We start from the raw sequence: 26,620 nt of genomic DNA, 5'->3' as shown, positions 1-26,620 counted from the left end.
TCAGCCGGTGGAGGCGACGGAGGTGGGACTCGTGCGTTGGTGGCGGATGGGAATCAGCAGCGCGAGGAATGCCACGGACAGTGCGGCACCGAGCAGGAAGACCGGCGCATAGCCCAGTCCCAGTCCGTGCGCCGGGTCCGCGAGCCACCCCGCGAGTGGCGCGGCGGGGGCCTTGCCCCAGACCTCGAGGCTGGCCAGCAGCGTGTAGTGCGTGGCGCCGATACGCCGGTCCACGCGAGACATCATGAACGCGAACATCACCGTGGTGAGCGCGCCGCCCACCAGCTCCTCCGCGAGCGTGACGCCGATGACGCCCGCGTCGCTGACGCCGTGGGTCGCCAGCCACCAGCGGCCCATGAGCGGCAGCACGCGAAGCGAGGCGGTGAGCGTCAGCGCTCCGATGATGGGCAGGCGCGTGGCGAGCAGTCCTCCCGCGAGGGAGCCGAGGATGGAGGCCACGTTCCCCCACGTCCCCACCCACTGGCCTATCTGCCAGGCGGGTATGCCCGCGTCGAGGAGGAAGGGCTTGTAGAGCACGTCCGCCATCGTCTCGCCGAACTTGTACGTGCCAATGAAGAGCAGCAGCCAGAGCGTGCCCGGCTTCATCATCACCGAGGCGAAGCGCTCGCGCAGTTGCCGCCAGCTCAGGCGTGTCTCCGGGGGCGACGCGGTGTCGCGTCCGCTCGCATCCTCACGCGGAGGTGGCTCGCGGGTGAGCAGCGTCACCACGAGCGCGCCCGTGCACAGCGCGGCCATGGACAGGAACAGGCCGGACCAGCCAATGGACTTGCTGGCCCAGACCAGGAGCCCGCCGCCCGTGAGCATCCCCAGCTTGTAGCCCACCACCTGCACGGAGTTGCCCAGGCCCAGCTCCTCCGGCCTCAGCGTGTCCACCGCGAGCCCATCCACCGCGATGTCCTGCGTGGCGGCGAAGAGGTTCATCACCAGGATGAGCCCCAGGAGGACCTTCAGCGACCCTCCTTCGGAGACCATGAACCCCGCCGCCGCGCAGGTGAGCGTCAGGCCTGCTTGCATCGGCAGAATCCAGGACCTGCGACGCCCGAGCCGCGCGGAGTGATATCGGTCCACCAGCGGCGCCCAGAGCGCCTTGAGCCCCCAGGGCAGCGCGAGCACCCCAGCGAAGCCCAGCGCGGTGAGCGACACCCCTTGCTCCCGCAGATACACGGGCAGCGCGGTGGCCTGGAAACCGAAGGGCAGGCCCTGCACGAAGTAGAGGACGCCGAGCAGCGCGAGCCGGGAGGAGGGGAGTTTCATGGGCGCCGGGAAGCATACGGCCTCCAGGCGCGCGTCACGCGGGGCCCCGGGTCGTTCCGGAACCTGTCGTCCCGCCCGAAGTGGCAGCGGAAGTTCAACGAACTGGTCGGCGCGCCCGTCGAGTTCGAGGTGGAGTGGAACACCCTGGGCGCGGAGGGGCTGGCGGAGATTTTCGAGAAGGGCCTCGACGCCATCTACTTCGAGCCGGTCGTGCAGGCCCTCCAGCAGATCGCCGTGGATGACTTCTCCAAGCAGGCGGTGAAGGACGGCTTCAAGAAGTACTTCATCAGCGGCACCGAGCCCGAGGACCGCGTCTTCTACCGCTTCCAGGACAAGACGCTGTTCTACCGGCACAACTTCAGCAACATCGAGAACTACACGAGCGAGCGCGTTCAGCGCCTGGTGCAGTTGCTGGAGAAGAATCTCTAGCGGATGGGTGTCATTGCCTTCCGGAGCCGCCAGGGACGCGTCGGCTCCGGAAGGGGGTTGCGCGCGGTCAGGTGCGGCTGTGCTGCAGCACCATGGCTTCCAGTCGCGTCAGCGCCTTCTCCAGCACTTCCATGGACGGCCCGAAAGACAGCCGCACATAGCCGCGGAAGCGGGATGGACGCGCGCGGCGCTTGCCTGGATTCACGTCGAAGAACTCACCCGGCACGGTGATGATCTTCTGCTCCAGCGCGGCGCGGAAGAAGCCCATGCCGTCGTTGAGCGGCGCGGGCAGTCCGGACACGTTGCCCCAGACATAGAACGTCCCATCCGGCGCGCGGTCCGTGCGGATGCCCAGCCGCTCCAGGCGCGAGTGGAACTTGTCCCGCTTCTCGCGGAAGGCCGTGTGGATGGCCAGCGTCTCCGCGATGACGGGCTCCTCCTGGAGCAGGGGAATGGCGGCGCGCTGCAAGGGCCGGCTGCCTCCTCCGTCCAGGAAGCTGCCCGCGCTGGAGACGGCTTCAATCACCTGCTTGGGCCCCACCGTCCACGTCATGCGCCAGCCCGGATAACGCCAGTTCTTGGTGAAGCCGTCGAAGAGGACGACGGGGTCGCGGTTCACGTCCTCCACGTAGCGCGCGGCGCTCTCCACCGGCAGGTGCCCGGGGCGGCCCGTCCAGATGTAGTGCGAATAGAACTCGTCGATGAGCAGCACGCACTCCTGCTCACGCGCCACGCCCACCCACCGCGCCAGCTCGTCCCCCTGCACCAGCTTGCCGGTGGGGTTGCACGGGTTGGAGAAGAGCAGCGCGGACAGCCCGCGGCCCTGCACCTCGCGGCGCAGGTCCTCGTGGGTGAAGGCGTAGCCGCGCTCACCCTCCAGGAGGATGGGGATGGCGGTGAACGCCTTGAAGACGTCCAGCAGCTCCTCGTAGGCCGTGTAGTCCGGCAGGAAGTGGCCCAGGTTGATGGAGCCCAGGCTCGCCGCGGCGCGGGTGAGGGCCGCTCGCCCGCCACCGGAGAGACACACGTTCTCCGCGCTGTACTGGCTGGGCAGCCCCTTGCGGTAGAGGCGGTTGTAGAGACTGGCGATGGCTTCTCGCACGTCCCACAGCCCCGCCACCGGCGCGTACTCCATGTCCGCCACGTCGATGTTCACCGTGTTCAGGCGGGCCGGTGCGCCGGGCAAATCTCCCGTCTCCGGCTGCCCCTGGCCCAGGTTGCACCAGTCGGGGTCGCTGGAACGGTAGCCTCGGCGCGTGGCCTCGGCGGTGACGTAGATGACGCCCGTGCGGGGCACGGAGCGGAATGCGGGAATCGTGACGTCGTCGCTCACGGCCGGGAACCCTAGCGGAAAGCGACGACGCGCGCGCAATCCCTTGCTACCGGATGATGGGCACCGTCACGGAGGCGTGGTCATCCACAGTCACCTCCACCTTGCCCAGCCGCCACAGGCCCGGCTGGAAGTTCGCCTCCACGCGGTGTCCGTCCGACGTTTCCAAGACGGCCGTGCCCTCCTTGGGCAGGTACTCGCCCACCTCGTACTGGAGGGTGTCGAGCGTCATCGTGTCCACGCCGTCGGGGCCGGTGAGCTCCCCTTCACCGTCGAGCACCAGCGAGGAGCCGCCCAACAGCGGCAGGCCCGCGCGCTTGCCCACCCGTGCATCCACGCGCAGCGTGTGGCCCGGGCGTCCCGGGACGTCGCCGGCCGCCTTCGCCCAGACGCTCGTCTGGTCTCCGCAGGTGCCATAGCCGACCTCCGCGGGCAGCACCGCGCCGTCCACGCGCAGCTGGCGCAGGTCCACCGAGACGTCCATCCGGTCCACACCGCCGCTGTACTTGAAGAAGGCACGGCCTTCGAGCCGCAGGCCGTGGACCTCGCAGTCCGGCCCGTTGAAGCTCAGCACCACGCCGTCCGTCACCGCGTCGAGCTGCTCCACCGTGGCCGTGGCGCAGGACAGGCGCGCGCTCACGTCGGGCGCCGCGATATCCAGGAACGCCCGGCGCGGCTCGCCACAGGTGTACACGGGCATGAACCCGAGCACCTCCAGCGCGCCCCGCGTCAGGTGCCCCGCCGCGACGACGCGCTCCACGCGCGCCTTGGCGGCTTCAATCACTTCATCCGGGGGCACGTCGCGGCCACACGCGACGAGGAGGGCGGAGAGAGACAGGCCAATGAGGGTTCGCACGGGGACTTCTCCAGGGATGCCCGGTCCGCATCGTCGCGGGCGGGGTGCTCCCTGGTAGAGCAACCCTCGTGCCCTTCGCAACGTGGCGAAAACAGGCACAAGGGCTCCGTCAAACGTGCTGGGAGCGTATAGCGCCATGCACACTCACGGCGCCTTCGCCCCGGGTGCCGCCGGCCTCAGGTCTCCAGTGAGGCGCGCAGGAACCAGACGTGCTTCTCGAACTCCACGATGATGCCGGTGGCCAGGTCCTCGGAATCCGCGTCATCCACTTCGACGAAGAGCTTGCGGCTGTCTCGCAGGCCTTCCAGGTAGACCTCGATGCGTTCGGCGAGCAGCTTCACGTGCTCCAAGTCACGCGTCGTCTCCTGCGGATACTCAGGCAGGCGACTGGACTTGCTGACATGGCGGGTGGTGCCAAACGCCTTGCCCCCCAGTGTCACCGCGCGCTCGGCGATGGAGTCGTTGTGGTTGGCGAGGCTGACGGCGAAGGTCTCGAACAGCGGGTGCAGCGCCGCGAACTGCGGGCCCTTGATGTTCCAGTGGGCCACCTTGATTTGCGAGTGCAGGTCCAGGCCGTCCGCCAGGCGGGCGTTGAGCGATTCGACGAGGGAGGCGCGGGTCTTCTCGGGGAGGGGGCTGGGGCTCTTGTACATGAGGGACTTCCTTTCGTTCTTAAGGGGTGCGGACGCTCGTTCAGATGCGCGTCGCCCACAAATGGAGCGCCCCCCGGTGTTTCCACCGGAGGGCGCGGGTGAAGCACAGCGAATGACTCGCGGGTGCGAGGCTTAAGACTCCAGGCCCACCGCCGCGGCGTGGATGACCGCCGCGACTCGCACCGCGTCGTGCACCTGGTCCTCGGAGAGGCCGCCCTCGAGGACGACCTTCTCGTGGGACTGCATGCACATCTCGCAGCCGTTGATGGCGCTGACCGCGAGGCAGACCAGCTCGAAGTCCACCTTGTTGGTCAGCACCTGCGCGAGCCTGTTCATCCGCAGTCCGGCGCGCTTGGTCGAGTACGACTCTTTCCCGATCATGTGCCGGAAGCGGTAGTACACGTTGTTCATCGCCATCAGCGACGCCGCAGCACGCGCGTCCTCGATGATGGGCTCGGGGTTCGCGAGTGCCTTCCGCGCCTCGTTGAGCATCGCTTCCTTCAGCCGGTCATTCCGAACGGCGTAGGCCGACGCGACAGCCACGCCCCAGCGCTGCTCGGGGGTGAGGCTGCCACCTTCCAGGACTGCCTGGAGGTTGAGGCGGGTGTCCTTGTGGGCGTCCGCGAGTTCAGAGCGGACGACTTCGAGCGAGGCCATGACGCGTTACCCCGCCTTCGCCAGCTTCTGGGTCAGGGTCTCCTCACCCTTGCTCCAGTTGCACGGGCACAGCTCGTCCGTCTGGAGCGCGTCCAGGGTGCGGACCGTCTCGGAGACGTTGCGGCCCACGGACAGGTCGTTGACCGTCACGTGGCGGATGATGCCCTCGGGGTCCGCGATGAACGTCGCGCGCAGCGCCACGCCCTCCTCCTTGTGGAGGATGCCCAGCGCGTTGCAGAGCTCGTGCTTCAGGTCCGCCAGCATCGGGAACGGCAGGCCCTTGAGGTCCGGGTGGTGCGTGCGCCACGCGTGGTGCACGAACTCGCTGTCCGTGCTCAGGCCCAGCACCTGCGCGTCACGGTCATTGAAGTCCTTGTTCTTCTTGCCGAACTCCGCGATCTCCGTGGGGCAGATGAACGTGAAGTCCTTGGGCCACGCAAACAGCACCAGCCACTTGCCCTTGTAGGTCTCGTTCGTGATCTCCTGGAACTCCTTGCCCTTCTCCAGGCTCACGGTGGCCTTGACCTTGAAGCTCGGAATCTTGTCGCCAACGGTCAGCATGTACTGCTCCTTGGGTTGAGGGACCCGCGGGGGGCCCCTGGGAAGGTGTCTTCTGCTAACGGCTACAGCAGACCTCGTGCCAGTCAATCGACTTCAATGATTCCAGGGACTTGACTTCAGCCCCCCACTGGCCGGTGTTGCTGGGACGGTGAATAACGAAATATCGGTGATGACCGCCACTGCAATTTCGGTGGAGCGCTATTATTCATGCCTCATGTCGGATGAACTGTCAGCGCCAACCGAGGGCGCGAAGGATGCTCGGGACCTGGTCGAGCTGGCAACCACCGAAGATTCGGTGGATGAGCTGCTTCGTCGAGGACTGGACTGGTTGACGCGCGTGGTGCGCTTCGACCTGGCGACGCTGTTCCTGTTGAGGGACGGCAAGCTGGTGTCGGTGGCGGCGCGTGGTCCGCTGGCGAACGCGAAGGTGCGCCACCACGCGTTGACCTTGTCGGAGTTCCCCTCGCTGCGGCATGCGCTGGAGACACGGCGCGCGCGGGCCTTCACGGAAGAGGACCACTCGCACGGCGACGGAGACCCGTTCGACGGCGTGCTGGATTTGCCGCCGGGGCACGCGTGCATGGTGGTGCCGCTGTGCGCGGGCGAGCGCACCTATGGCGTGCTCACGTTGGACCGCGCCGAGTGCGAGACGTACCCGCAGCCGGTGGTGGACCTGGTGGAGGTGTACGGCCAGATGTTGGCGACGGCGCTCCAGGCGGCCGAGCAGCGAGCGACGTTCGAGCGGCTGCACCGGCAGGACCACGAGCACGCGAAGCTCCTGGAGGCGCAGCTCAGCGGAGAGTCGGAGGGAATCCTCGAGGCGTCGCTGAGCCCCGTCATGAGGGACCTCGCGCGGCGGGCGCGGCAGGTGGCGGAGACGGACACGCCGGTGCTGATTACCGGTGAGACGGGCACGGGCAAGGAGCGGCTGGCGCGGGCCATCCACAAGTGGAGCTCTCGCGCGGACCAGCCCTTCGTCACGCTCAACTGCGCGGCGATTCCGGCGGGCCTGCTGGAGAGCGAGCTGTTCGGCCACGTGAAGGGCGCCTTCACGGGCGCGACGAAGGACCGCGCGGGCCGCTTCCAGATGGCGAGCGGAGGCACGCTGCTCTTGGACGAGGTGGGCGAGCTGCCCGTCGAACTTCAGGCGAAGCTCTTGCGCGCGCTCCAGGAGAAGGCCTTCGAACCGGTGGGCAGCGACAAGACGGTGCGCTCGGACGTGCGCATCCTCGCGGCCACGCACGTGGACCTGCACCGCGCCATCGCCGAGAAGCGCTTCCGCGAGGACCTCTACTACCGGCTGAGTGTCTTCCCGTTGCGGCTGCCGCCCCTGCGCGAACGGCGCGAGGACCTGGCGCAGTTGTGTACGTTCTTGCTGGAGGAGCAGGCGCGGCGCACCGGGCGGCGTGGCATGCGCGTGTCACCGGCGGGGCTGGCCAGGCTGGAGTCGTATGACTGGCCGGGCAACCTGCGCGAGCTGGGCAACGCGCTGGAGCGCGCCACCATCCTGACGAAGGGCACGGAGCTGGGCCCCTCCTCGTTCGACGTGGTGGCGCACGGTGGAAGCGCTCACCCGGCGGCGCAGGTGGAGCCGGCGGTGCCGAGCGTGCTGGACGCGACGATGAAGCCCGGCTCGGTGCTGACGCTGGCTGCGGTGCAGCGGGAGCACATCCTGCGGGTGCTGACGCTCACACGGGGGCGCGTCTACGGGCCGGGTGGCGCGGCGGCGCTCCTGGGCCTCAAGCCCTCCACGCTCCAGAGCCGGATGAAGAAGCTGGGCATCGCCCGGCAGGAGCAGTTCGTGGTGGACGAGGTGTGACGGCGACGGGGCGCCGAGGTGACGGCGCCCCGAGGGACTTCAGCCCGCGCGCTGCTGGGTGGCCGGCAGCGGGTAGGTGGTGCCCGTCTTGCCGAACGGCGCGTCGAACAGGTGCGGGTCCGACTGGCGCGTGCGGAACAGGTCGATGATGTAGTTCATCCGCTGGTCCAGCTTGCTCCAGTCCTTGGCCGCGGTGCCCTTGAGGCTGTCGGAGCTGGAGTCCAGCTTGCCCAGCAGGGCGCGCAGCTCCGGGTTCTCGATGGCGCGCAGGTGCGGCGGGAAGAGCGTGCTCTCCATCCCCGGAGGCGGGGGCAGGTCGTTGCCCAGCTTCAGCGCGCCGCCCGGCACCGCGAGCTTCATCATGTGCTCGGTGGCGAGCCGGCGGAACACGGAGGCCGTCGCGTCGACCAGGGGGTTGAGCGCCGCGTCCACGAGGCCCGTCTTCAGGGCGGCCTTGCCCGCGAGGTTGGCGGGGAAGGGCAGCGCGTTGATGCCGGACTCGATGCTCTGCTTGAGGATGCTCCGGAAGGTGTCCTTCACCGGCGCGTTGAGCGCCTTCTCCACGTGCTGCTGGAGCTGCGTCTGCTCGTGCAGGCCAATCTGGTCATTGGCCAGCAGCATCAGCTCCGCCTTCTTGTTCGGGTCCTTCTCGAACATGGCCTTGGTGTAGTGGCCGAAGGCCTCCTTCAGGAGCGGCTTGTCCTTGCCGAAGCCGTCCAGGTACTTCTGTGTCTTGGCGGCGTCGTAGGACGTGTCGCCCTGGAAGGTCTCGATGAAGCGGGCGAACTCCTGGCCCACCTCGTTGAAGACGAACTGGTTGCCGTCGGCAATCGACTTGCTGACGTTGTTGAGCGCCTCGCTGCCCGCCGCGGCGATGTCCGCCAGCGGCAGCGCGGGCAGGCCCACCTTGCGCAGCACGTCGTCCACCTTCTTCAGCGGACCGGCCATGTCACCGGCGCCCTTGAGCGCGTCGGTGAAGAACTTGGGCATGTCCTCGTTGCGGATGCTCACGCCCGCCTGCTTGGACGCCCACGTCGCGAAGGTGGACCAGTTGGCGTTCTCCTTGCCGAGCATCTGACCCAGGCCGTTGGACAGGTCCGCGTAGCCCTGCGTAATCGCGTAGTTGCGCGCCACCGGGTCCTGGATGGAGGCAATGGCCTTCACGTCCGCGACGCTGGGGTAGGTGCCCGGGGCGACGTTCGTGCCCTGGGGGGCGACGGGCGTGGTCAGCGCCACCGTCGGCTTGCGAGCGGCTCCCGTGTCGAACAGGGACACGTCGCGAGCGTCACCGCGCACCACGGGCGCCTGGGGCTTCACCTCGTTGCGGACGGGCGCCGGGGTGGCGGGGGTCTCGAGCGGACGGGGCTGGACGCGGGGGCCGGAGATGGGGGTCTTCATGGTGTGGAAGAGTATCGGCCCGGAGAGGGCGGAAGTTGCGTGGCTGTCACGGGTTGTCCGGTCCCGGTGGAAACCCTTGATGCCTCAGGGATAGTTGGGCATGGGAGCTGTTCGTTCCATGTCGCGCCGCCGCCTTTCGTGTCGCCAGGCCCACACTCCCGGGCTGGCCTTGCTGTGCCTCGTGTGGGGGGTGCTGGTGCTGCTCGGCTGTGGCCGGGGTGAGGCGCCGGGCTCCCGGGGGGACTGGAAGGGGCGGACGCTGCGCATCGGGACGGATGCCACCTACCCGCCGTTCGAGTCCGTGAAGGACGGCGAGCTGGTGGGGTTCGACATCGAGCTGGGAGCGCTCATCGCGGAAGAGCTGGGCGCGAAGGTGGCGTGGACGAACACGTCCTTCGACGGGGTGTTTCCCGCGCTGATGGCGGGGAAGTTCGACCTGGTGATTTCGGCCGTGACGATAACCCCCGAGCGCCAGCAGCGGCTGGGCTTCTCCGCGCCGTACTACACGGCGGGACAGCTCGTGGTGGCGCGGGAGGCGGACACGGCCGTCACCGGAATCGAGAGCCTGCGCGGGAAGACGGCGGGCATTCAAATCAACACCAGTGCCGCGCTGGTGCTGGAGAAGTTCCCGGACATCGAGGTGCGGCAGTACCCGAGCATCGACCTGGCGCTCCAGGACCTGCGCAACGGCAACCTGGCGGGCGTGGTGGGGGATGGGCCGACGCTGCGCTACTTCCTGGCCCACGGCTTCCAGGGTCTGCGCGCCGCGGGCGGGCTGCTGACGGAGGAGCACTACGGCATCGCGATGCGGCCGGATGACCCCGCGCTGCGCGAGGCCGTCAACGCCGCGCTCCAGCGCCTTCGCGACAGCGGGAAGTTCGCCGCGCTGGAGGAGCGCTACTTCGGCGAGGCGGCCCAGAAGGCCCAGGCGACGCCGCAGGCCGTGCCCTGGGGCAAGGTGACCTGGCGGCTCGTTCAGGGCCTGGGCCTGACGCTGGGGCTCACCGTGCTGGCGTTGATCTCCGGGCTGCCCCTGGGACTGGCCGTGGCGCTGGGGCGGCGGGTGCGCTTCCGACCGCTGGCGTGGCTGTGCGCCGCGTACGTCGAGGGGCTTCGTGGAACGCCGCTGCTGGTGCAAATCATCTTCATCTACTACGCGCTGCCGCAGCTCTTGGGCGTGGACCTGGCGCCGATGCTGGCGGCGGTGCTGGCGCTGACGCTCAACAGTGCCGCGTACGTGGCGGAAATCTTCCGGGCGGGCATCGCCTCCGTGGACGCGGGGCAGGAGGAGGCCGCGCGAGCGCTGGGGATGGGCCGCGCGCAGGTCATGCGCTACGTCATCCTCCCGCAGGCGGTGCGCAACGTGCTGCCGCCCTTGACGAACGAGGGCATCGCGCTGCTGAAGGACTCCTCGCTGGTGTCCATCATCGGCATGGCGGAGCTGACGCGGGCGGGGCAGGAGCTGGCGAGCCAGCTCGCCGCGCCGCTGGCTGTCTGGCCGCTCGTCGCGTTGTTCTATTTGTTGGCCACGCTGCCGCTGACACGGCTGGCCTCGGCGCTGGAGAAGCGCCTCCACCGTCAGGGGTGAGGAAAGCCATGGCGCTCGTCGAGGTTCGCAATCTGCACAAGCGTTTCGGGGCGCTGGAGGTCCTCAAGGGCGTGGACCTCACGGTGCAGCCCGGAGAGGTGGTGGTCTTCGTGGGCCCGTCCGGCTGTGGCAAGTCCACGCTCTTGCGGTGCCTGTGCGGCCTGGAAGTCCCCTCCGAGGGCCAGGTCGTCGTCGGGGGCACACAGGTGAGCGATGAGCCCAAGGCGCTCCAGGTGCTGCACCGCCGCGTGGGCATGGTGTTCCAGCGCTTCCACCTGTTCCCCCACCTGAGCGCGCTGGCCAACGTGACGCTGGCGCCGCGCAAGGTGTTGGGGCTGTCGGACGCGGAGGCGGAGGCCCTGGGGCGGCGCATGCTGGCCATGGTCCATCTGGACTCGCGCGCGGACGCGTACCCGGGACAGCTCTCCGGTGGTCAGCAGCAGCGGGTGGCGATTGCGCGGGCGCTGGCGATGAAGCCGGAGTTGATGCTCTTCGACGAGCCGACCAGCGCGTTGGACCCGGAGCTGGTGGGCGAGGTGCTGGAGGTCATGCGCGAGCTGGCGCGCGAGGGCATGACGATGTGCGTGGTGACGCACGAGATGGGCTTCGCGGCGGACGTGGCGCACCGGGTGGTGTTCATGGACGCGGGAAAGGTGGTGGAGGAGGGCACGCCTCAACAGGTGTTGCGCGAGCCCCAGCACCCACGCACCCGTGAGTTCCTCGCGCGGCTGCTCAATCGGTGAGGGGATTCCCCCGCGGGGGACGTTGGGTGGAGGCACTGGCGCGATTGGCTGGCTCGCCATGATGGCGACCGGGCGCCCGTGGTGGAGCCTCGATGTCCCCTCGCTTCGTGTCGCGTCGCCCCCTGTCCTGGGGCGTGCGTCTGTCTCCCCTGTGTCTGCTGTGGTCTCTTTCCGTCGGCTGTGATTCCCCGAACTCGGGCGTGGAGGAGTCACCGCCCGCGCTGGACAGTGCCAGTGCGTCGTCCGTCACGAACCCGCCCGAGCCGGAATACCCGGATGATGGTCTGCCGCCGCTGACGCTCGCCGTCGTGCAGAGCCCCGCGGGCGATGCCGTCACCGCGCCGGTGCTGACCACGCTTCGAGCCCCCGATGACGTCACCGTCGAGTTCATCCAGGTGGACGAAGAGTCCATCGCCGTCGCCGTGGGTGGGCCCGAGACGTCCACCACGTCCATCAACCGGGTGATGACGCAGATGTCCGCCGCCGCGAGCCCCGCGGCCCTCTACCTCGCGCTGTCTCCCACGGGCACGATGGTGCCTCGCACGCTCCAGGCCCACAGCGACGTGGTCGTCGCCGCTGGCAACTGGAAGCAGGGCAGCACGTCGCCGTCCGTCTCCGAGCCGGCCCTCGGCTCGGGTGCACCGCGCTCCCTGGGCACGTGCGGCGGCTTGAAGGCCGGTGGGCAGGGCACCATGCACGACAACGCGGGCCGCTGCGAGGACTGGCACCGGGACATCGACGAGGTCACCGAGTGGATTTCGACGGACATGATTGGGTATGGCGCCTACGTGCGCGCCATCAACGGCGGCGTCTTCTGGGACATCCAGAAGCGCAACTGCCTGAAGAGCTGGTGCGACTGGGGCGTTCTCTTCAAGAAGACCATTCCCCAGGGGCACGTCTGGTATTTCCCCTACGTGAACGTGAACAACGACTTCAAGGCCCACAGCCGCGCCACCACGCTCAACAACAACGGTGTCCACCAGCACTACGTGTCCACGTGCAGCGACTGGAAGACGCGCACCAACTGGCTGTCGAGCCTGGCTGGCGGCTGCTTCATCAACTTCCAGCAGACGAACCTGTACTGCAACTCGCAGTCGTATGAGGGGCTGGACCCGAACTACATCTGGACGCCCTTCAGCGCGGGCGGCAACGGGACGCCGTTCGGCTGCTGAGCCTGTCAGGGACGGGGCCCGCCGCGAGTTCGATGGCGGGCCCCGAGCGCGAGGCCGATGAGGAGCGCCGTCGCGATGACGAGCACCGCCTTGCTTCCCACTCCGACTGGGAAGCGGGCCGGGTCCTCGCGCGGCGAGGTGACCACGAGCGACGCATCTCCCAGCACCACCAGTCCTGCCCACGCGGCCGGGGGCAGCCCGTCATCGATGGCCTCCAACTGCGCGGCCCTCAGCGCCGCCGACGTGCTCGCCCCCATGGCCAGGTGCCGGTAGAAGCGCTCCACCAGGTCCGCGGCTTCCGCGTCCTGCAGGGGCCACAAGCTGGCCACCACCGCGCGCGAGCCCGCCTCGAAGAAGGCGCGCGCCAGGCTCAGCACCCCTTCTCCGGCCAGCACCGCTCCAGAGGCGCTTCGACAGGCGGAGAGCACCACCAGCGCGCCCTTCAGGGGCAGGTCGACGATGTCACGAGGCTGGAGGATGCCGTCCTCCTCGTCGGAGCCCGGCGCGAGCACCAGCGCGGAGCGCTCGGGAGCCTCCGCGTCGACGACGGCATGGGCCGCCAGATGCAACACCTTCACGCGTGCGAGGTCGGTGTTCTTGAGGGCGCGCTCGGAGGCCTCGGTGCCCACCAGGAGGTGGGGTGTCACCTGGGTGGTGCGCAGCGCCTCCATCACCGCATGCCCCTCGCGCCGGGCCTCGGGAAGTGCTCCGAGCCGCGCCGCCTCCGCGAAGACGCCGCCGCGCTCTGTCGCCGCGGCGATGGCTCCATCCAGGGGAGACTTGGTGCGGTCGGGGTCCGCCAGCACCAGGGCTTCTCCCCCGGGGTCGTGCGGGGACTCCAGACGCCAGTGCCGCCACAGGCTGGCGGAGGGCACCAGGGCCAGCTCGTAACGCGCCACCAGGGGCTCGTCGCCCGGACGCTCCCGCAACGCGGCGAAGGGCAGGTCATGCAGCGGTCCATCCGGGACCAGCAACAGCTTGCGCACGCCCGGAGGCAGCGCCGCGAGCGCCGGGCCGAGCAGTTGCGCATGGAGGGCCGCCGCCGCGCCGACCTCTGAGCCGTCGCGCCGCTCGAGCAGGCCGGAGAACAGCGTGACGGCCTGCGCGAGCCGCGCGCGCTCGGGGATGCGGTGCGCGCGCGCCCCGCCCCGTGTCACCACCAGCACCCATGCGCCGCCCCCCGAGACGTCGGACAGGTTCTTGTCGTCGCCCACGAGGAAGGCCAGCAGGGCCTCGTCCTCGGCCAGTTCCTGCTCGACGGCCTCCAGTGATGCGAACTCCGTCGAGCCGTGTCGCGGCGCGGGCCGCAAGTCGCGCTCGCTGTGCTCCAGCGCCTGCAGCTCACGCAGGGTCTTCTCGCGCTCCGGGGCAGGGAGGTTCGGCTCCAGGAGTCGTCGCTGCACGGCCGTCAGTCGTCGTTGCACCTCCTGGCGCTCGGGTGTGGGCTTGGACGGGAACAACGCGCGGGAGGCCATGAGGGCGTCGAGCAGCGTCCGCGCCCGGAGGCGCTCGCTCACCCCGAAGGCCCTGCGCAGCGCCTCCCGCTCGGGCAGCACGGCGGTATTCCCCGTCGCGCCGCCCGCCTCCAGCGTCCAGCCCGCCAGGCGGTGGTAGTCGCGTGCCCAGTTCGAGAACAGCTCCGCCTGACTGGAGGCATCGGTCTGTGATTGGCGGAGGGCCTCCACCGCGTCCAGGGCCCGCTCGACATGCACCAGTGCCTCCAGCAGGGGCTGTGTCCGGTAGGCCACCGTGCCTCGGCCGCGCAGGGCCAGGGCCAGGTACTGCGGCTCGCCATGCGCGTAGGCCAGTCGCAGCGAAGTGTCGGAGTCCCGGAGCGCGGCGGCGGGGTCCTGGCCGGCCCGCCGCTCCGCGCGCGTCCAGAGACAGGCGATTCGCCGCTGGTTGGAGTCCAGCTCCTCCGCCAGCTCCATGCAACGCTCCAGCAGCGCCTCGGCCTCGAGCTGCTCCTCCGGGGATGGGCCGAGCACGTCCACGACCAGGCGCAGCGCGCGACTCACCAGCTCCTTGCTCCCCGTGTTCTCCGCGGCGACCAGCGCCTCGCGGGCGAGGGCCAGCACCCGCGCCCCGCCGCCCGGCTCGCGGTCCCTATCCAGCCGCCGCAGCGCGAGGTTGGCGAGCGTGAACCGCGCCTGCCCCTCCAGGGCGAGGCCTCGCGTGTCGTGGGCGTGCTCCGCCAGGCGGCGGTTGGCCTCCGTGGCTTCCTCCAGCCTGCCCAGCCGCTCGCTGACGCCGGTCATGACGGTCAGGTACTGGGCCTTCAGCCCTGGGCTGCCGTCCGGAAAGGTGAGCGGCTCGGCGCGCTTGAGGACGCGAAAGGCCCGGCCCAGGTCCTGATCCACCTCGTAGAGTTGACTGGCCTCGACGAGGAGCGCGCGCGCGTGGAGATCCGCGCGCCCGGAGGACTGGGCCACCTCGACCACGCGTTGTGTCCACTCCCGGGCCTCGCTGCCGCGCCCCATCGTCAGGAGGATGGAGCGCAGGTTGATGCCGGCCAGCACCTCTCCCTCCGCGTTCTTGAGTCGACGGAAGGTCAAGGCGGCACGGTGGTAGGGCGCCTCCGCGGCCTTCCTGTCGGCCAGGTACTCCACGTGTCCGGACACCAGGGCCAGCCAGCCGTTGTCGGGATGACGCTCCATCAGGGCCTTCAGCTCGCGCCTGACGGTGTCGCGCGCGGGCGCGGCCTGCGCGCACTGGTAGAAGCACATCGCGGAGGACTGCTCCTCCGGATGGGCCTCGAATCGCTCCCGGCACTCCACGAGCGTGGGGGGCGGGGGACGGTCCGCGCCCTTCGCGAAAGCAGCGCCCGGACACACGACGAGGAGCATCCCCGCCGCGAGGGCGAGGATGCTCCAGTGACAGCCCTCGGGTCGTCGCTTCCGGAACGTCACAACAGGGGATGTCAGTGTGCTGAGTGGACTACGGGGATGCATTTGAGCACCTGCATCGTTGTCGGAACCGTTGGCCGCTCCGGCTCGGGCATCTCATCCTTCTCCATCTGCTCCAGCTCCCAGTAGCAGACGGACGGCTCGGACCACGGGGATGGCGCCACCGGAGACCAGCGCTCCACGGTGAGGATGGCCACCAGGCGCGGCGTGCTGCTCTGATAGGCGATGGCCCGCGCGTACAATGTGTCGGCGACCAGCGCGCGGTAGCTCAGTCTCAGGGGCGTGGTCTCGGTCAGCACGCCATGGGTCTGCGCCACCACGACGCCGGTGACACTGTTGACGAGCTGGAGGGTCACCAGTTGATTGACGCTGGTGCGCACGCCGTTCTCCACCACCGAGGCCACCACCTGGTCGCGCGCCTCGCCCGCGATGGGCGTGGACCGCACCACCGATGTGGTCACCGGAGGAACCTGCGCCCCGGCTTGTCCAGACAGTCCACCCACCAGTACCGCGAGCGCCAGCAGCCCCCCCTGCATCCATCGTTGCGTCTTCATTTGAATGCCTGCCTTCATGACGTTCCTCCCCTGACTTCGCTCCCCATGCATCACTCCAACCGATTGACGAAGGTGATGCCGCGAAGCACCTGTCCATCCGGCAACCGCGCTTCCACCTGCCACAGCAGCTTCGTTCCCGACTCCAACGGCGCGAGGACGGAGGCGGGCACCCGGTACTCGCTCTGCTCCAGCGAGTCCGCGCGGTGCACCCAGCTCAGGTCCTCCGTGGACAACCGCACCGACCAGCGCGTGCCGGCGGGGCCTCCGCTCCAGCGCAAGACACAATCCTCCCGCTTCAGCGGCGCGTCCTCTGGCACCTGGGACACCAGCCCCGACGGGTCCGCTCCGCGCAGCCTGGGAGACAAGGTGTCCTCCCTCATCGCGACCCCCACCACGACCAGCGCCAGCGCCGCCGTCGCCGCCGCGCCCAGCAGGGGACGGCTCCAGGCGAAGCGGAACCGCCGCCGTTCCCGCGCCTCATCAGCCTGCCTCCGCGCGTGAGGGCCCGCCGCCTCGGGACGCTCGGGTGCCTCGGCCTCCCTGGCCGCGCGCGTCAGCTCCAGGGCCAGTCGCCACGCGGCGGCCCATGCGGGGTCGTCCGCCACGCGAGCGACGACGGCCTTCCGCTCCTCCATGGGCAGCTCCCCGCTCACCGCTCGCCACACGAGATCGGCGTCCACCGGCTCGTCTCCCGCAACCAGCTCCTCGTCGCGCACCGCGGCGCGCAGGCGCTCGACGGTGGCCTCATCGGGCTTCGTTTCGTCGTCGCGTCGATGCTCGCTCACGGCTCGAATCCCTTCGTGGAGAGGCAGACGCGCAGCGCGCTCAGCCCGCGGTAGACGAGGTTCTCGGTCCGCTTGCCGTCCCAGCCCATCAGCTCTCCTGCTTCCGGCACGGTGTGTCCCTGGAGGTACAGCGTCACCGCGAGCCTGCGGTCCTGTGCGAGCTGGCGCAGGCAGTCGCGCACCGCCCGGGCAATCTGCGACGCGCTCGCGGACTTCTCCGGGTCTCCCGACGCCACCGGCTGCTGAGGCAGCGACTCCACCTCCTCGATGGGGACCTCGCGGCGGCGATCCACGTTGCGCAGCTCGTCCACCAGCGCCGTGTACGCGACGCGGTACAGGTAGGAGGGGGAGAGCCGGGAGCGGTCGGGCTCGCGGCGCTGGAGCTCCATGACGCGCATCATCGCCGTCTGCACCAGGTCATCACGGCGGTTGGCCAGGCGCGGGGGACACACGCGGGCGACGGCCTGGGTCAGCTCCCTGCGAAGCTTCTCCAACTCGTGACCTGACAGAGGACTCGCGGCCAGGGTCGGCCTTGGTTGCGACTCCACGCGGAAGGTCCTCCAGGAAGCGCTCATGGTCATCGAAAGGTCCCTCCCCCGGCAAGTGTGACGCTCTGTTCGATGGGTATCTCGCTGGCAACGAAGGCTCGGTGCCTTCCTGGGATGGCGGACGACTCCGGCAAGGACACGCCTCGTGAGCTGTCGTGCGCCACGGGAAGCGACTTCTTCCCGTGCGGGTTGACCGGGCGGCCTCGCCACGAACTCAGCCCCGTGTTGTCCTCGGTCTTTCGCAAGGCGTCTCTCGGAGGTGGCGCGAGTCCGTCGACATGACGGTTCCTGGTGCGCGCCTGTCTTCCGGGACGGCCCCCGCGCTTTTTTCCCCTCACCCCCGTGCGCTGATTTTTCGGGAGGGGCGCGCACCCACACCGGCGCCTCCCACCTGAAGGGGCGAGCGGGTGCTATTTTCCATTCAGGTGGAAACCCCGGGTGGTGGGCGGATGTCGACGCGTGGGCAAAGCCCGTGACGTCGGGTGCTCCCTGGGCGCGCGGCGTGGCCGGGCGGGTCGCGGGTTCCTATATCTAGAAGATGTCGACAGGAGGCAGGTCGCCAGGATGCTCTCCGGGCGGACACGACGAGCGAATGAACGTCCTGTTTCCCAGGTGTGTTGGCTGAGTCCTTCTCACAAGGAGGCCGTCCCTTGCGAAGGTTTCAGGAGCGCCTGCCACTGGAGGCGCTGACATTCGACGACGCGCTGGTCTTGCTGGACGTGGTGCAGGAGCTGGCGCATCTGAGGACGCTGGAAGACGTCATGGCGCTGGTGCGCCGGGCGGCACGACAGCTCAGTGGCGCGGATGGGGTCACGTTCGTCCTGCGCGAAGGCAACCTCGTGCACTACGCGGATGAGGAGGCCATTGCCCCCTTATGGAAGGGGCATCGGTTCCCCATCGAGTCGTGCATCTCCGGGTGGGCCATCTTGAACCGGGAGCCCGTGGTCATCGAGGACATCTACGCGGATGACCGCATCCCTCACGACGTCTACCGCGCGACGTTCGTGAAGAGCCTCGTCATGGTGCCGGTGCGTCGCGCGGACCCCGTGGGGGCCATTGGCGCGTACTGGGCGGAGCGCCGGGTGCCGGGGATTCGGGAGGTGTCCCTCCTCCAGTCGCTCGCGGACTCCGCGGCCGTCGCGGTGGAGAACGGGCGGCTGTACGAGGCGGAGCGCGCGGCGCGGCGGGCCGCCGAGTCGGAGACGCGCCTGCGCCGGGAGCTGCTGGCGATGGTGTCCCATGACTTGCGCAATCCGCTGGGCGTCATCGCCATGACGTCATCGCTGCTGGCGCCGCTGCTGTCTCCGCTCAACGGGCGCGCGCGGCATCATCTGGACACGCTCAACCGCTCGGCGCTCCGGATGGAGCGGCTCATCCATGACCTGCTCGACTTCGCGGCCATCGAGGGCGGGGGCTTCCGGGTGAGCCGCGTGCCGTTGGCGCTCTCGCGGCTGTTGGAGCAGGCGTCGGAGCTGGGGCCGCTGGCGCAGGAGCGGGGCATCGGGCTGGAGCTGCGCGTGCCCGAGCGGGATGTCGACGTGCGATGTGACCCGGACCGCATCCATCAGGTGTTCTCCAACCTGGTGGGCAATGCCGTCCGCTTCACGCCCGCGGGTGGGCGCATCACCGTCATGGCGGAGGTCCATGCGGATTGGGTCGAGCTGAGCGTGGAGGACACGGGAGCGGGGATTGCGCCGGAGGTCTTGCCCGTCTTGTTCGACAGGCTCCAGCGGCCGACGCGAGTGCCGGGGAGTGGCGTGGGGCTGGGGCTCTCCATCACCCGAGGCATCGTCGAGGCGCACGGTGGCGCGGTGCGCGTGCGCAGCGAGCTCGGGCAGGGGACGACCTTCACCTTCACGCTGCCGATGGAGGGCTGAGCGTCAGGGGTGGAGGCGCTCGTAGCGGCCTTCGGTGACGCGGTGGAAGCCGAGTGACTCCGCGAGCCGGATGGCGCCGAGGTTGCCGGGCTGGGTGAGGGCGAACAGCCTCTTCAGGCCGAGCGATTGGAAGCCGAACTCGAGCAGGGCCCGCGACGCCTCGCGCGCGTAGCCGTGACCCCAGAAAGCCGGGTCGAGCTCGCAGCCGTATTCCGCGGAGGTGTCCTCGGGCGCTTGCTTGCGCACGCCGCAGGTGCCGATGACGCGGCCGTCCAGGGTGATGGCGAGCTGGTACTTCGCCCGGGGGACCTCTTGCGCCCAGCCACACAGCATGGCGACGAAGGCGCGTACGTCCTCCTGGGTCGGTGGCGGCTGGCCGTAGTGCTCCAGGTACGCGGGCTTGGAGTGGTAGGCGAAGACGCTCGGGGTGTCCTCGCGCTGGAAGTCCCGAAGGACGAGCCGTTCGGTGCGCAGCTCCATGCGATTCACCCTGCTCAGGCCCCGCCACGAAAGCGCCGCAGGTGCTGTCGCCAGGCCTCGCGTGCTTCGTCTGGATTGACGGCGTGGAACTCGACGGTGGCTCCGGGGCGCCGTGCTCCGAGCCGGCCCCAGTCCGCGCGGATGACGGTGGCGATGAGCGGATAGCCGCCCGTGGTGGGGTGGTCCGGCCCGAGGATGATGGGCTCACCCGACAGCGTCACCTGGATGGCGCCGCGCACCATGGGCCGCGACGTGCTCGCGCCCTCATCGCCATGCGCCAGCGCGGGACCCTGCAGGCGCATCCCCACGCGGTCGCTCGCGCTCGACACGGTGAAGCTGCTTCCCAGGAGCGAGGCCGCCATCAGCGCGTCGAAGCTCTCCGTGTCCGGTCCGAGCATCAGCCGGATGGGTGCCGTGTCATCCCAGAGGCCTTCCGCGTCCACCTGCTCCGAGGGCCCTCGCGGCGCTCCCACGGGAAGCGAATCCCCGGGGCGCAGCACGCGCCCTTCGTGTCCACCCAGTCGCGCCACCAGCAGCGTGCCGCGCCCACCCAGCACCTCCGGCACGTCCAGTCCACCGTCCACCGCGACGTAGCGGATGCTGGCGTGCTCCGGGGCGGGCACGCGGAGGCTCTCCCCGTCGGACACCACCTGTTCGCTTCTCCCATCCACCGAGACGCGCAAGGGCCTGCCTCGCGCGCGCAGCTCCAGGGACCCCAGGCACTCCAGCGCCGCCGCGTCCCAGGTGTTGCCCACGGCGCGGTTGGCCAGCGCCAGCAGCTCCGGCACCAGCGCGCCACCGGGTGGGACGCCATGGTGCATCTGCCCCGGCCGCCCGCCGTCCTGCACCGTGGCGGGCCCTCCCATCCCCACGAGTTCCAGCCAGCCCGCCATCATCCCACCCGCTCGAAGCGCACCCGGTCACCGAGTTGCAACACCGCGCCCCGGTCCGGGTGGAAGGCCGTGAAGTCCAGCGCCGTGCCAATCAGGTTCCAGCCCCCCGGTGACGCGAAGGGATACACGCCCGTGCGTCCTCCCGCGATGCCCACCGCGAGCGCCGGCACGCGCATACGCGGCGTGGGAAGGCGCGGCACGACGATGCGGGGGTCCAACTCGCCCAGATACGCGAAGCCCGGGAGGAAGCCCACGCAGCGCACCGAGTACTCGCGCGCCGCATGGAGCCGGGCCACCTCGTCCACGGACAGGCCCGCGCGCGTGGCGACCTTCTCCAAATCGGGCCCGTCGTAACGCACGCGCAACGTGATGAGCGTCTGCTCCGGCGGGGCCACCGTCTCGCGCAGCAGTCGCGCCAGCGCCAGGCGGGGTTCATCGGGAGGCGCGGAGGGGTCGAAGTACACGCAGGCGTGTTCCTCGGTGACGACGGCGTCCACCACGCCGGGCAGGGCCCGAAGCACCTCGCGCGCCGCCCGCCGCTCCAAGCTGTCGGGTAGCGTCAGCCGCAGCGCGCCGTCTCCCAGCGGCTCCACGTGGAGCGACAGCGCGTCCAGCGTGGCGCGCACCTCGCGGGCCAGCTCCACCGCCCCGGGCGTGTCGCCATGCACGCACACCGTGTCGACGGTGCCCAGGGTCGCCAGCCGCACGGTGTTCTCCCGCACCTTCGCCGCCTCCGTGAGCACCGCGCCCGGTTGCCCCCGGGGAATCAGCGAGCCATCCGGAAGCGTGCCCCGGTCCGCGAAGCCCTCGCGTGCATGGGCCAGCCCCGCATTCCTCGCCGCGTCTCGCAGCGAGCCCTCGGCGGGCGCGATGAGGGTGACGCCGGTGCCCAGCGCCTCGACGATTCCCTCCACCACCGCGCGCGCCAGCACGGGCGAGGTGTTGGCCGCGTGGTACAGCGCGCCGTGGAGCTTGGCGTAGACGACCGGCACCCGCTGCTCCTGCGCCAGCCTGGAGAGGCGCGCGCACTGGCTCGCCACCTGTCCGCGCAGGACGTCCGGTGTCACGTCGAGCGCTCTTCGTCCGAAGCCCTCGCGGTCCTCATAGGACGGATGCGCGCACACCCGGGTGCCATGGCGCGCGCACAGCTCCAGCGCTCGGCGCATGGAGGCGTCGTCTCCGGCGTGTCCGCCACAGGCGATGTTGGCCACCTGGGCGAGCGCATAGAGCCGCGCATCCTCGTCGGGCAGCTCACCCAGGTCGATGTTGAGGAGGCACTCCGTCATGCGTCCACGCTATGCGAGCCGCGTCCCGGACGCAGCCTTCTCCCCACGGGGCGGAAGGCTTGGAAGATTACACGCACCACCCCGGGGCAGGGGCCGGTTGGCACCGGGGTGGCACGTGCCCCGGCGTGTCGAAGGACACCCCGAGGAACTTCCACCCCAGATACGTGGGGGCTCCCTTTCTCCGGTCATTTCCCGCGAATTTCAGCGGGTCAGTGGGAGACGGGAGGCAGGGTCGCGGGGCCTCCGGATTTCACCCAGCGGACGAGGGCCAGCGCGGTGGGTACGTCGAGCAACTCCGCGTAGGTGGGCATCGTCGTCCCCGGCTGGAACTGCTCCGGGTTGCGCACCCAGCGCACCAGCTCCGCGTCGCCCCGGCGGGAGGCGCGAGCGAGCCGGTCATGGTAGCGGGCCCCGGGCGCATGACAGCCCGCGCAACCCAGTTGCGTGAAGAGCTTGGGCGCATCCACCCGGGCTGGCACGACTCGAGGCTTGCGCGGCGCGGGCGGTGCGACCTTCGGTGGCGCCGATGCGGAGGCACTGCTGCTCGGCGCCGCCGTGGCTCCAGTGGTCGCGACGCTCGCTGGCGCCGAAGTGGCCTCGGCCGGAGTCGCGACGCTTTGACCGCTCGTTGGAGCGGGCGCGTGGGCGACCTCGCCAGTTGGTGTGGCCTCCTCGGGCGCTTCCACTTCCCGCACGTCCCCGGTCAACGAGACTGGCGCTACCCAGTCCGGGCGGGGCGTCGTGGCGGTGAGTCGGGGCCGTGCTCCGTCCACGGCGTTCTTCCGAGGCGGCATCGAGCGCAGATAGTCATAGAGGGCCTGGGCCTCCTCCTCATCCATGCCGCGAAAGCGGGGCATGGGCGAGCGCAGCGCGGAGCCATCCGGCGCAATCCCATCCCGCACCGCGCGCATGAAGTCCGCCCGCGTCCAGTGGGCGAGCCCCGTCTCATGGAAGGTGATGTTGCTGGAGTGGACCTCCTGGCCCTCCGGGTCCTTGAAGGACATTCCTCCCGAGAAGACGTCATCGCCCTGCGTCTTGTCCGGACTGAAGCCCGGCGTGTGACAGGAGGCGCAGTCGTAGACGTCCTGGGCCATGTACCGGCCGTACTCCAGCGTGGGGCCCTTGGGCGGCACGGGGATGCCGACGACGGGCCGCTGCACCGGCTCGTTGCCGGTGATGACTCGGAAGCCCAGTCCGCCAATGAAGCTGAAGTCGGAGCGCGGCGCGGGAGTCGCGTCCGGCGTGAAGAGCGGATGCCCCGAGCGCATGAAGCCCAGCACCGCCGCCAGGTCCTTGTCCCCCATGCCATAGCTGGGCATCACCATCAGCCGTCCGTCTCGACTCACCGCGTAGCGGATGACGCGCGCCAGCTCCTCGTCCGTCGCCGCGCCGATGCCCGCCGTGGGGTGCGCGGTGAGGTTGGACGAGTGGAAGTCGCCCATGTACGACGGCAGCTCGTGCAGCGGCGCGCCGGAGGCCGTCTCCGCGTCACCGCTCCGGTGACACGCCTCGCAGCTCGCATGGAAGATGACCGCCCCGCGCGCGAGCGCCGCTGGAGAGGTGTCCGCGCGAATGGGCGGATAGGGGGCCTTGACGGTGCCGGCACAGCCCGCCAACAGGAGGCCCAGCAGCAACGTGCTCCTCACGGAACCGCGAACCTCGCGACGCATGCACTGCGCTCCCCGCTGATGAGGGCCGGAGGTATAGCCCATCCGCTCACCGTCAGGGGAGGGGGCCCCTGATGGCGGGTGAACGCGGGCACGCCTCCCCGCTCACGTCGTCCGCCTGACTGGGAGGCGGGTGGCTAGACTCGGACGCATGACGCGCTCCCTCGAGTCCTACCGCGCCCTCTTCCCGGTGCTGCAAGAGCAGCTCTACTTCAACCATGCCGGAGTCGCGCCCACCAGCCTGCGCGCCGCCGAAGCCGTGCGCGAGTGGATGGACGACCTCGTCTACCATGGCATCCGCCACGAGCGAGGCTGGGAGGCCCACTGCGAGCGCATCCGCGCGTTGGCGGCGCGCCTGCTCCATGCCGAGCCCGGCGAGGTGGCCTTCGTGCGCAACACCAGCCACGGCCTGGGTCTGGTGGCGGAGGGCCTGGACTGGAAGCCGGGGGACGAGGTGGCCGTGGCCACGTCGCTGGAGTACCCCTCCAACGTCTACCCGTGGCTGCACCTGAAGGACCGCGGCGTCGCGGTGCGCGAAATCCAGGTGCCGTCCGGAGGTGTCACCCCCGAAGCGGTGGAGCAGGCCCTGACGCCGCGCACGCGGCTGGTGGCGGTGTCCTCCGTGCAGTTCGCCACGGGGCACCGAACGGACCTGGAGGCGGTGGGCCGGGTGTGCGAGCGCGCGGGCGTCCTCTTCTGTGTGGACGGCATCCAGAGCGTCGGCTGTGTGCCGGTGGACGTGAAGAAGTGTCGCATCCACTTCCTGAGCGCGGACAGTCACAAGTGGATGCTCGGTATCTCCGGCATTGGCCTGTTGTACGTGGCGAAGGAGGTGCTGCCCCGGCTGCGTCCGGTGCTGGTGGGCTGGCGCAGCACCACCGACGCGTGGAACTTCAACCGCACCCACTTCGAGCTGCGCGCCGACGCGGGCAAGTTCGAGGAGGGCAGCGCCGCGTACCCGGGCCTCTATGCGCTGGGCGCCGCGCTGGAGTTGTTGCAGGAGGTGGGCGTGGAGAACATCGAGGTGCGCATCCGGGAGCTGCTCGCATCCCTGGAGAAGGGCCTGCTCGCGCTGGGCTGCGAGGTGGGGCCCGCGCCGGAGCATCGCGCGGGCATCCTCACCTTCCTGCCGCCCGGGGCGCAGGCGCGGGCGCTCGGGGCATATCTGTCCGAGCACCACGTCGCCCACTCCGTGCGCCGGGGGCGCATTCGCCTGTCCCCGCACTTCTACAACCTGCCGGAGGAGATGGACCGGCTGGTGGAATTGGTGCGGGGATACGGCGGCTGACGGCGCTCAGCCCTGGGGCGAGAAGAGCGTGTCGATGGACAGGTAGCGCTCGCCGGTGTCGTAGCAGAAGCACAGCACGCGGCTGCCGTCCGACATCTCACCCAGCTTCTGGTTCACCGCGGACAGCGCGGCGCCGGAGGAGACGCCCACGAAGATGCCCTCCTCGCGCGCGGAGCGGCGGGTGAACTCGAAGGCGTCTTCCTCGGTGACCTGCACGGTGCCGTCCAGCACCTCGGTGTGGAGGTTCTTCGGGATGAAGCCCGCTCCGATGCCCTGGATGGGGTGGGGGCCGGGCTGGCCGCCGCTGATGACGGGCGACTTGGTGGGCTCCACCGCGAGGACCTTCAGCTTGGGCCAGTGCTGCTTGAGCACCTCGGCGCAGCCAGTGATGTGGCCGCCGGTGCCCACGCCGGTAATCAGGTAGTCCAACCCGTCCGGGAAGTCCTTGAGGATTTCCTGGGCGGTGGTGCGCTTGTGCACCTCGATGTTGGCCTCGTTCTCGAACTGCTGGGGCATCCACGAGTCGGGCACCTGGGAGAGCAGCTCGTTGGCGCGGGCGATGGCGCCCTTCATTCCCTGGGCGCGCGGGGTGAGCTCGAACGTCGCGCCATAGGCGGCCATCAGGCGGCGGCGCTCGACGCTCATCGACTCCGGCATGACGAGCACCAGCTTGTAGCCCTTCACCGCGGCGACCATGGCCAGACCGATGCCGGTGTTGCCGCTGGTGGGCTCGATGATGACGCTGTTCTTCTTGAGGATGCCGCGCTTCTCCGCGTCCTCAATCATGGAGAGGGCGATGCGGTCCTTGATGCTGCCGCCCGGATTGGCGCGCTCCAGCTTCATGTGGACCGTGACGCGCGACGGGAACAGCCGGTTGATGCGTACGTGCGGCGTGTTGCCGATGGTCTCGAGGATGTTGTTGACCTTCATGTCGGGCCTCGTCGGGGGCTGCGCGGGGTAGGTGCTTCGCAAAGGCGTCATCAAATGTGGAACTCGATGGCGTCCAGGACGCCGTCGGCTCCACGGGGACGAATCTCGCTGCGTCGGGTGACGACGGAACCCGGAGGGATGCTCTGCGTGAGCCACGCGTTGCCGGCGATGATGCTGCCGTGGCCCACCACCGTCTCCCCTCCGAGGATGGTGGCGTTGGCGTACACCACCACGTCGTCCTCAATCGTGGGGTGGCGCTTCTTGTCGGCCAGGGCCTTCTCCACCATGAGCGCGCCCAGCGTGACGCCCTGGTAGAGCTTCACGTTGTCGCCGATGAGCGTCGTCTCACCGATGACGACGCCGGTGCCGTGGTCGATGACGAACCGCCGGCCAATGGTGGCGCCGGGGTGGATGTCCACGCCGGTGCGCTGGTGGGCGAACTCGGTGAGCAGCCGTGGCAGGAGCGGGAAGCCGAGCATGTGCAGCGCATTGGCCACGCGGAAGATGGCGATGGCCTGGAAGCCCGGGTACGTGAGGATGACCTCGTCCACGGAGCGGGCGGCGGGGTCCGCGTCGAAGATGGCCTGCGAGTCCTGACGGAGCCAGTCGTAGAGCTCCGGCAGCCGCTCCATGAAGCGCGCGGGGATGCTGGCGTTGATGTCCGGGTAGAGGGGCGCGAGCGTTTCGCGCAGGCGGTGGAGGCTGGCCTCCACGGTGGTGACGTCCCGGCGGACAGCGGCGGCGGTACACTCCAGGCGCTCCGCGAAGTGAGGGAACAGCAGCCCGAGGACCTGTGCGACGAACTCGGGGGCCGCCCGGCGCACGTCCGGGGGGAAGCAGTGGCGCTGTCGGGCTTCCAGCAGTGCCGCGACCAGCCTGGCGTTGGAATCATCCATGAACCCCTCCATTTAATGCGGTGCGTGGT

Annotated in this window: 24 protein-coding genes; 7 read left to right on the top strand and 17 right to left on the bottom strand. The window is 69.7% G+C overall.

Annotated elements, in window-relative coordinates; genetic code table 11:
- Nucleotides 1-1,275 carry an MFS transporter gene (locus HUA76_RS30570; RefSeq protein WP_174462823.1) on the bottom strand — a complete coding sequence of 425 codons (1,275 nt, stop codon included), beginning with the start codon at nucleotides 1,273-1,275 and terminating at the stop codon, nucleotides 1-3.
- Nucleotides 1,276-1,404: 129 nt separating this feature from the next.
- On the opposite strand from HUA76_RS30570, the gene HUA76_RS30565 reads away from it, so the two are divergent.
- Nucleotides 1,405-1,704: a hypothetical protein gene (locus HUA76_RS30565; RefSeq protein WP_174462822.1), complete on the top strand. Its 300-nt coding sequence runs from the start codon at nucleotides 1,405-1,407 to the stop codon at nucleotides 1,702-1,704.
- 67 nt (nucleotides 1,705-1,771) lie between these two features.
- Here the strand turns inward: HUA76_RS30565 and HUA76_RS30560 are convergent, their stop codons facing one another.
- From HUA76_RS30560 to HUA76_RS30540, 5 genes are all read right to left on the bottom strand, one after another.
- Nucleotides 1,772-3,037 carry a pyridoxal phosphate-dependent aminotransferase gene (locus tag HUA76_RS30560; protein ID WP_141641623.1) on the bottom strand — a complete coding sequence of 422 codons (1,266 nt, stop codon included), beginning with the start codon at nucleotides 3,035-3,037 and terminating at the stop codon, nucleotides 1,772-1,774.
- Nucleotides 3,038-3,083: 46 nt separating this feature from the next.
- On the bottom strand, nucleotides 3,084-3,890 hold the full coding sequence (locus tag HUA76_RS30555; protein WP_174462821.1) for a hypothetical protein: 807 nt from the start codon (nucleotides 3,888-3,890) through the stop codon (nucleotides 3,084-3,086).
- A 176-nt stretch (nucleotides 3,891-4,066) separates the two neighbouring features.
- On the bottom strand, nucleotides 4,067-4,606 hold the full coding sequence (gene dps, locus HUA76_RS30550) for a DNA starvation/stationary phase protection protein Dps (protein ID WP_174462865.1): 540 nt from the start codon (nucleotides 4,604-4,606) through the stop codon (nucleotides 4,067-4,069).
- A gap of 69 nt (nucleotides 4,607-4,675) precedes the next feature.
- Entirely contained in the window at nucleotides 4,676-5,200 is a 525-nt protein-coding gene (locus HUA76_RS30545; RefSeq protein WP_141641620.1) for a carboxymuconolactone decarboxylase family protein, read from the bottom strand.
- Nucleotides 5,201-5,206: 6 nt separating this feature from the next.
- Nucleotides 5,207-5,761 carry a peroxiredoxin gene (locus HUA76_RS30540; protein ID WP_141641619.1) on the bottom strand — a complete coding sequence of 185 codons (555 nt, stop codon included), beginning with the start codon at nucleotides 5,759-5,761 and terminating at the stop codon, nucleotides 5,207-5,209.
- Between the two features lie 214 nt (nucleotides 5,762-5,975).
- Between HUA76_RS30540 and HUA76_RS30535 the strand changes: the two genes are divergently transcribed.
- Complete coding sequence (locus HUA76_RS30535; RefSeq protein ID WP_141641618.1) at nucleotides 5,976-7,580, top strand: sigma 54-interacting transcriptional regulator; 1,605 nt, start codon at nucleotides 5,976-5,978, stop codon at nucleotides 7,578-7,580.
- Nucleotides 7,581-7,619: 39 nt separating this feature from the next.
- Here the strand turns inward: HUA76_RS30535 and HUA76_RS30530 are convergent, their stop codons facing one another.
- Nucleotides 7,620-8,978, bottom strand: coding sequence for a hypothetical protein (locus HUA76_RS30530; protein ID WP_174456514.1), 1,359 nt, complete (start codon nucleotides 8,976-8,978; stop codon nucleotides 7,620-7,622).
- 118 nt (nucleotides 8,979-9,096) lie between these two features.
- On the opposite strand from HUA76_RS30530, the gene HUA76_RS30525 reads away from it, so the two are divergent.
- From HUA76_RS30525 to HUA76_RS30515, 3 genes are all read left to right on the top strand, one after another.
- Complete coding sequence (locus HUA76_RS30525) at nucleotides 9,097-10,566, top strand: ABC transporter permease subunit (RefSeq protein WP_174456513.1); 1,470 nt, start codon at nucleotides 9,097-9,099, stop codon at nucleotides 10,564-10,566.
- 8 nt (nucleotides 10,567-10,574) lie between these two features.
- Entirely contained in the window at nucleotides 10,575-11,309 is a 735-nt protein-coding gene (locus HUA76_RS30520; protein WP_174456512.1) for an amino acid ABC transporter ATP-binding protein, read from the top strand.
- A gap of 92 nt (nucleotides 11,310-11,401) precedes the next feature.
- Complete coding sequence (locus HUA76_RS30515) at nucleotides 11,402-12,481, top strand: hypothetical protein (protein ID WP_174462820.1); 1,080 nt, start codon at nucleotides 11,402-11,404, stop codon at nucleotides 12,479-12,481.
- A 5-nt stretch (nucleotides 12,482-12,486) separates the two neighbouring features.
- Here the strand turns inward: HUA76_RS30515 and HUA76_RS30510 are convergent, their stop codons facing one another.
- From HUA76_RS30510 to HUA76_RS30495, 4 genes are read right to left on the bottom strand one after another with little or no spacing between them, the layout of a single operon-like run.
- Nucleotides 12,487-15,390 carry a CHAT domain-containing protein gene (locus HUA76_RS30510; RefSeq protein ID WP_371823538.1) on the bottom strand — a complete coding sequence of 968 codons (2,904 nt, stop codon included), beginning with the start codon at nucleotides 15,388-15,390 and terminating at the stop codon, nucleotides 12,487-12,489.
- An 11-nt stretch (nucleotides 15,391-15,401) separates the two neighbouring features.
- Complete coding sequence (locus tag HUA76_RS30505; protein WP_174462819.1) at nucleotides 15,402-15,941, bottom strand: hypothetical protein; 540 nt, start codon at nucleotides 15,939-15,941, stop codon at nucleotides 15,402-15,404.
- A gap of 50 nt (nucleotides 15,942-15,991) precedes the next feature.
- A complete protein-coding gene (locus HUA76_RS30500) occupies nucleotides 15,992-16,726 on the bottom strand; it encodes a hypothetical protein (protein ID WP_371823537.1) in 735 nt (244 codons plus the stop codon).
- Complete coding sequence (locus tag HUA76_RS30495) at nucleotides 16,723-17,301, bottom strand: RNA polymerase sigma factor (protein ID WP_141641610.1); 579 nt, start codon at nucleotides 17,299-17,301, stop codon at nucleotides 16,723-16,725. Before HUA76_RS30495 ends, HUA76_RS30500 begins: the two co-directional genes overlap by 4 nt.
- Before the next feature lie 623 nt (nucleotides 17,302-17,924).
- Here HUA76_RS30495 and HUA76_RS30490 point away from each other — a divergent pair.
- Nucleotides 17,925-19,151, top strand: coding sequence for a GAF domain-containing sensor histidine kinase (locus HUA76_RS30490; RefSeq protein ID WP_141641609.1), 1,227 nt, complete (start codon nucleotides 17,925-17,927; stop codon nucleotides 19,149-19,151).
- A 3-nt stretch (nucleotides 19,152-19,154) separates the two neighbouring features.
- On the opposite strand, the gene HUA76_RS30485 is transcribed toward HUA76_RS30490, so the two are convergent.
- The 4 genes from HUA76_RS30485 to HUA76_RS30470 all read right to left on the bottom strand — a co-directional run bounded on the left by HUA76_RS30485 (nucleotide 19,155) and on the right by HUA76_RS30470 (nucleotide 23,480).
- Entirely contained in the window at nucleotides 19,155-19,631 is a 477-nt protein-coding gene (locus HUA76_RS30485; protein ID WP_174456507.1) for a GNAT family N-acetyltransferase, read from the bottom strand.
- Nucleotides 19,632-19,645: 14 nt separating this feature from the next.
- On the bottom strand, nucleotides 19,646-20,527 hold the full coding sequence (locus tag HUA76_RS30480; protein ID WP_254614576.1) for a biotin-dependent carboxyltransferase family protein: 882 nt from the start codon (nucleotides 20,525-20,527) through the stop codon (nucleotides 19,646-19,648).
- Entirely contained in the window at nucleotides 20,524-21,810 is a 1,287-nt protein-coding gene (locus HUA76_RS30475; RefSeq protein ID WP_174462818.1) for a LamB/YcsF family protein, read from the bottom strand. Before HUA76_RS30475 ends, HUA76_RS30480 begins: the two co-directional genes overlap by 4 nt.
- 209 nt (nucleotides 21,811-22,019) lie before the next feature.
- The gene (locus HUA76_RS30470) at nucleotides 22,020-23,480 is read right to left on the bottom strand and encodes a c-type cytochrome (protein ID WP_174462817.1); all 1,461 of its coding nucleotides are present in this window, start codon (nucleotides 23,478-23,480) and stop codon (nucleotides 22,020-22,022) included.
- 148 nt (nucleotides 23,481-23,628) lie between these two features.
- Between HUA76_RS30470 and HUA76_RS30465 the strand changes: the two genes are divergently transcribed.
- On the top strand, nucleotides 23,629-24,765 hold the full coding sequence (locus tag HUA76_RS30465; protein ID WP_141641605.1) for an aminotransferase class V-fold PLP-dependent enzyme: 1,137 nt from the start codon (nucleotides 23,629-23,631) through the stop codon (nucleotides 24,763-24,765).
- 6 nt (nucleotides 24,766-24,771) lie between these two features.
- Here the strand turns inward: HUA76_RS30465 and cysK are convergent, their stop codons facing one another.
- Nucleotides 24,772-25,695: a cysteine synthase A gene (gene cysK / locus HUA76_RS30460; protein ID WP_141641604.1), complete on the bottom strand. Its 924-nt coding sequence runs from the start codon at nucleotides 25,693-25,695 to the stop codon at nucleotides 24,772-24,774.
- Nucleotides 25,696-25,745: 50 nt separating this feature from the next.
- Complete coding sequence (gene epsC, locus HUA76_RS30455; protein ID WP_174456504.1) at nucleotides 25,746-26,591, bottom strand: serine O-acetyltransferase EpsC; 846 nt, start codon at nucleotides 26,589-26,591, stop codon at nucleotides 25,746-25,748.
- Nucleotides 26,592-26,620: the final 29 nt, after the last annotated feature.

Origin of the sequence: Myxococcus sp. CA056 (assembly GCF_013336715.1) — a bacterium.
Classification (GTDB): Bacteria; Myxococcota; Myxococcia; order Myxococcales; family Myxococcaceae; genus Myxococcus; species Myxococcus llanfairpwllgwyngyllgogerychwyrndrobwllllantysiliogogogochensis.
Note: the sequence above shows the minus strand (reverse complement) of the source record. Positions and strands in the feature narration are given on the sequence as shown.

Bases quoted from the DNA above. Each gene is read 5' to 3' on its own strand.
- HUA76_RS30570 (WP_174462823.1), bottom strand. From the start codon at position 1,275: ATGAAACTCCCCTCCTCCCGGCTCGCGCTGCTCGGCGTCCTCTACTTC.
- HUA76_RS30545 (WP_141641620.1), bottom strand. From the start codon at position 5,200: ATGGCCTCGCTCGAAGTCGTCCGCTCTGAACTCGCGGACGCCCACAAG.
- HUA76_RS30540 (WP_141641619.1), bottom strand. From the start codon at position 5,761: ATGCTGACCGTTGGCGACAAGATTCCGAGCTTCAAGGTCAAGGCCACC.
- HUA76_RS30535 (WP_141641618.1), top strand. From the start codon at position 5,976: ATGTCGGATGAACTGTCAGCGCCAACCGAGGGCGCGAAGGATGCTCGG.
- HUA76_RS30530 (WP_174456514.1), bottom strand. From the start codon at position 8,978: ATGAAGACCCCCATCTCCGGCCCCCGCGTCCAGCCCCGTCCGCTCGAG.
- HUA76_RS30525 (WP_174456513.1), top strand. From the start codon at position 9,097: ATGTCGCGCCGCCGCCTTTCGTGTCGCCAGGCCCACACTCCCGGGCTG.
- HUA76_RS30520 (WP_174456512.1), top strand. From the start codon at position 10,575: ATGGCGCTCGTCGAGGTTCGCAATCTGCACAAGCGTTTCGGGGCGCTG.
- HUA76_RS30515 (WP_174462820.1), top strand. From the start codon at position 11,402: ATGTCCCCTCGCTTCGTGTCGCGTCGCCCCCTGTCCTGGGGCGTGCGT.
- HUA76_RS30505 (WP_174462819.1), bottom strand. From the start codon at position 15,941: ATGAAGACGCAACGATGGATGCAGGGGGGGCTGCTGGCGCTCGCGGTA.
- HUA76_RS30495 (WP_141641610.1), bottom strand. From the start codon at position 17,301: ATGAGCGCTTCCTGGAGGACCTTCCGCGTGGAGTCGCAACCAAGGCCG.
- HUA76_RS30485 (WP_174456507.1), bottom strand. From the start codon at position 19,631: ATGGAGCTGCGCACCGAACGGCTCGTCCTTCGGGACTTCCAGCGCGAG.
- HUA76_RS30480 (WP_254614576.1), bottom strand. From the start codon at position 20,527: ATGATGGCGGGCTGGCTGGAACTCGTGGGGATGGGAGGGCCCGCCACG.
- HUA76_RS30475 (WP_174462818.1), bottom strand. From the start codon at position 21,810: ATGACGGAGTGCCTCCTCAACATCGACCTGGGTGAGCTGCCCGACGAG.
- HUA76_RS30470 (WP_174462817.1), bottom strand. From the start codon at position 23,480: ATGCGTCGCGAGGTTCGCGGTTCCGTGAGGAGCACGTTGCTGCTGGGC.
- HUA76_RS30465 (WP_141641605.1), top strand. From the start codon at position 23,629: ATGACGCGCTCCCTCGAGTCCTACCGCGCCCTCTTCCCGGTGCTGCAA.
- cysK (WP_141641604.1), bottom strand. From the start codon at position 25,695: ATGAAGGTCAACAACATCCTCGAGACCATCGGCAACACGCCGCACGTA.
- epsC (WP_174456504.1), bottom strand. From the start codon at position 26,591: ATGGATGATTCCAACGCCAGGCTGGTCGCGGCACTGCTGGAAGCCCGA.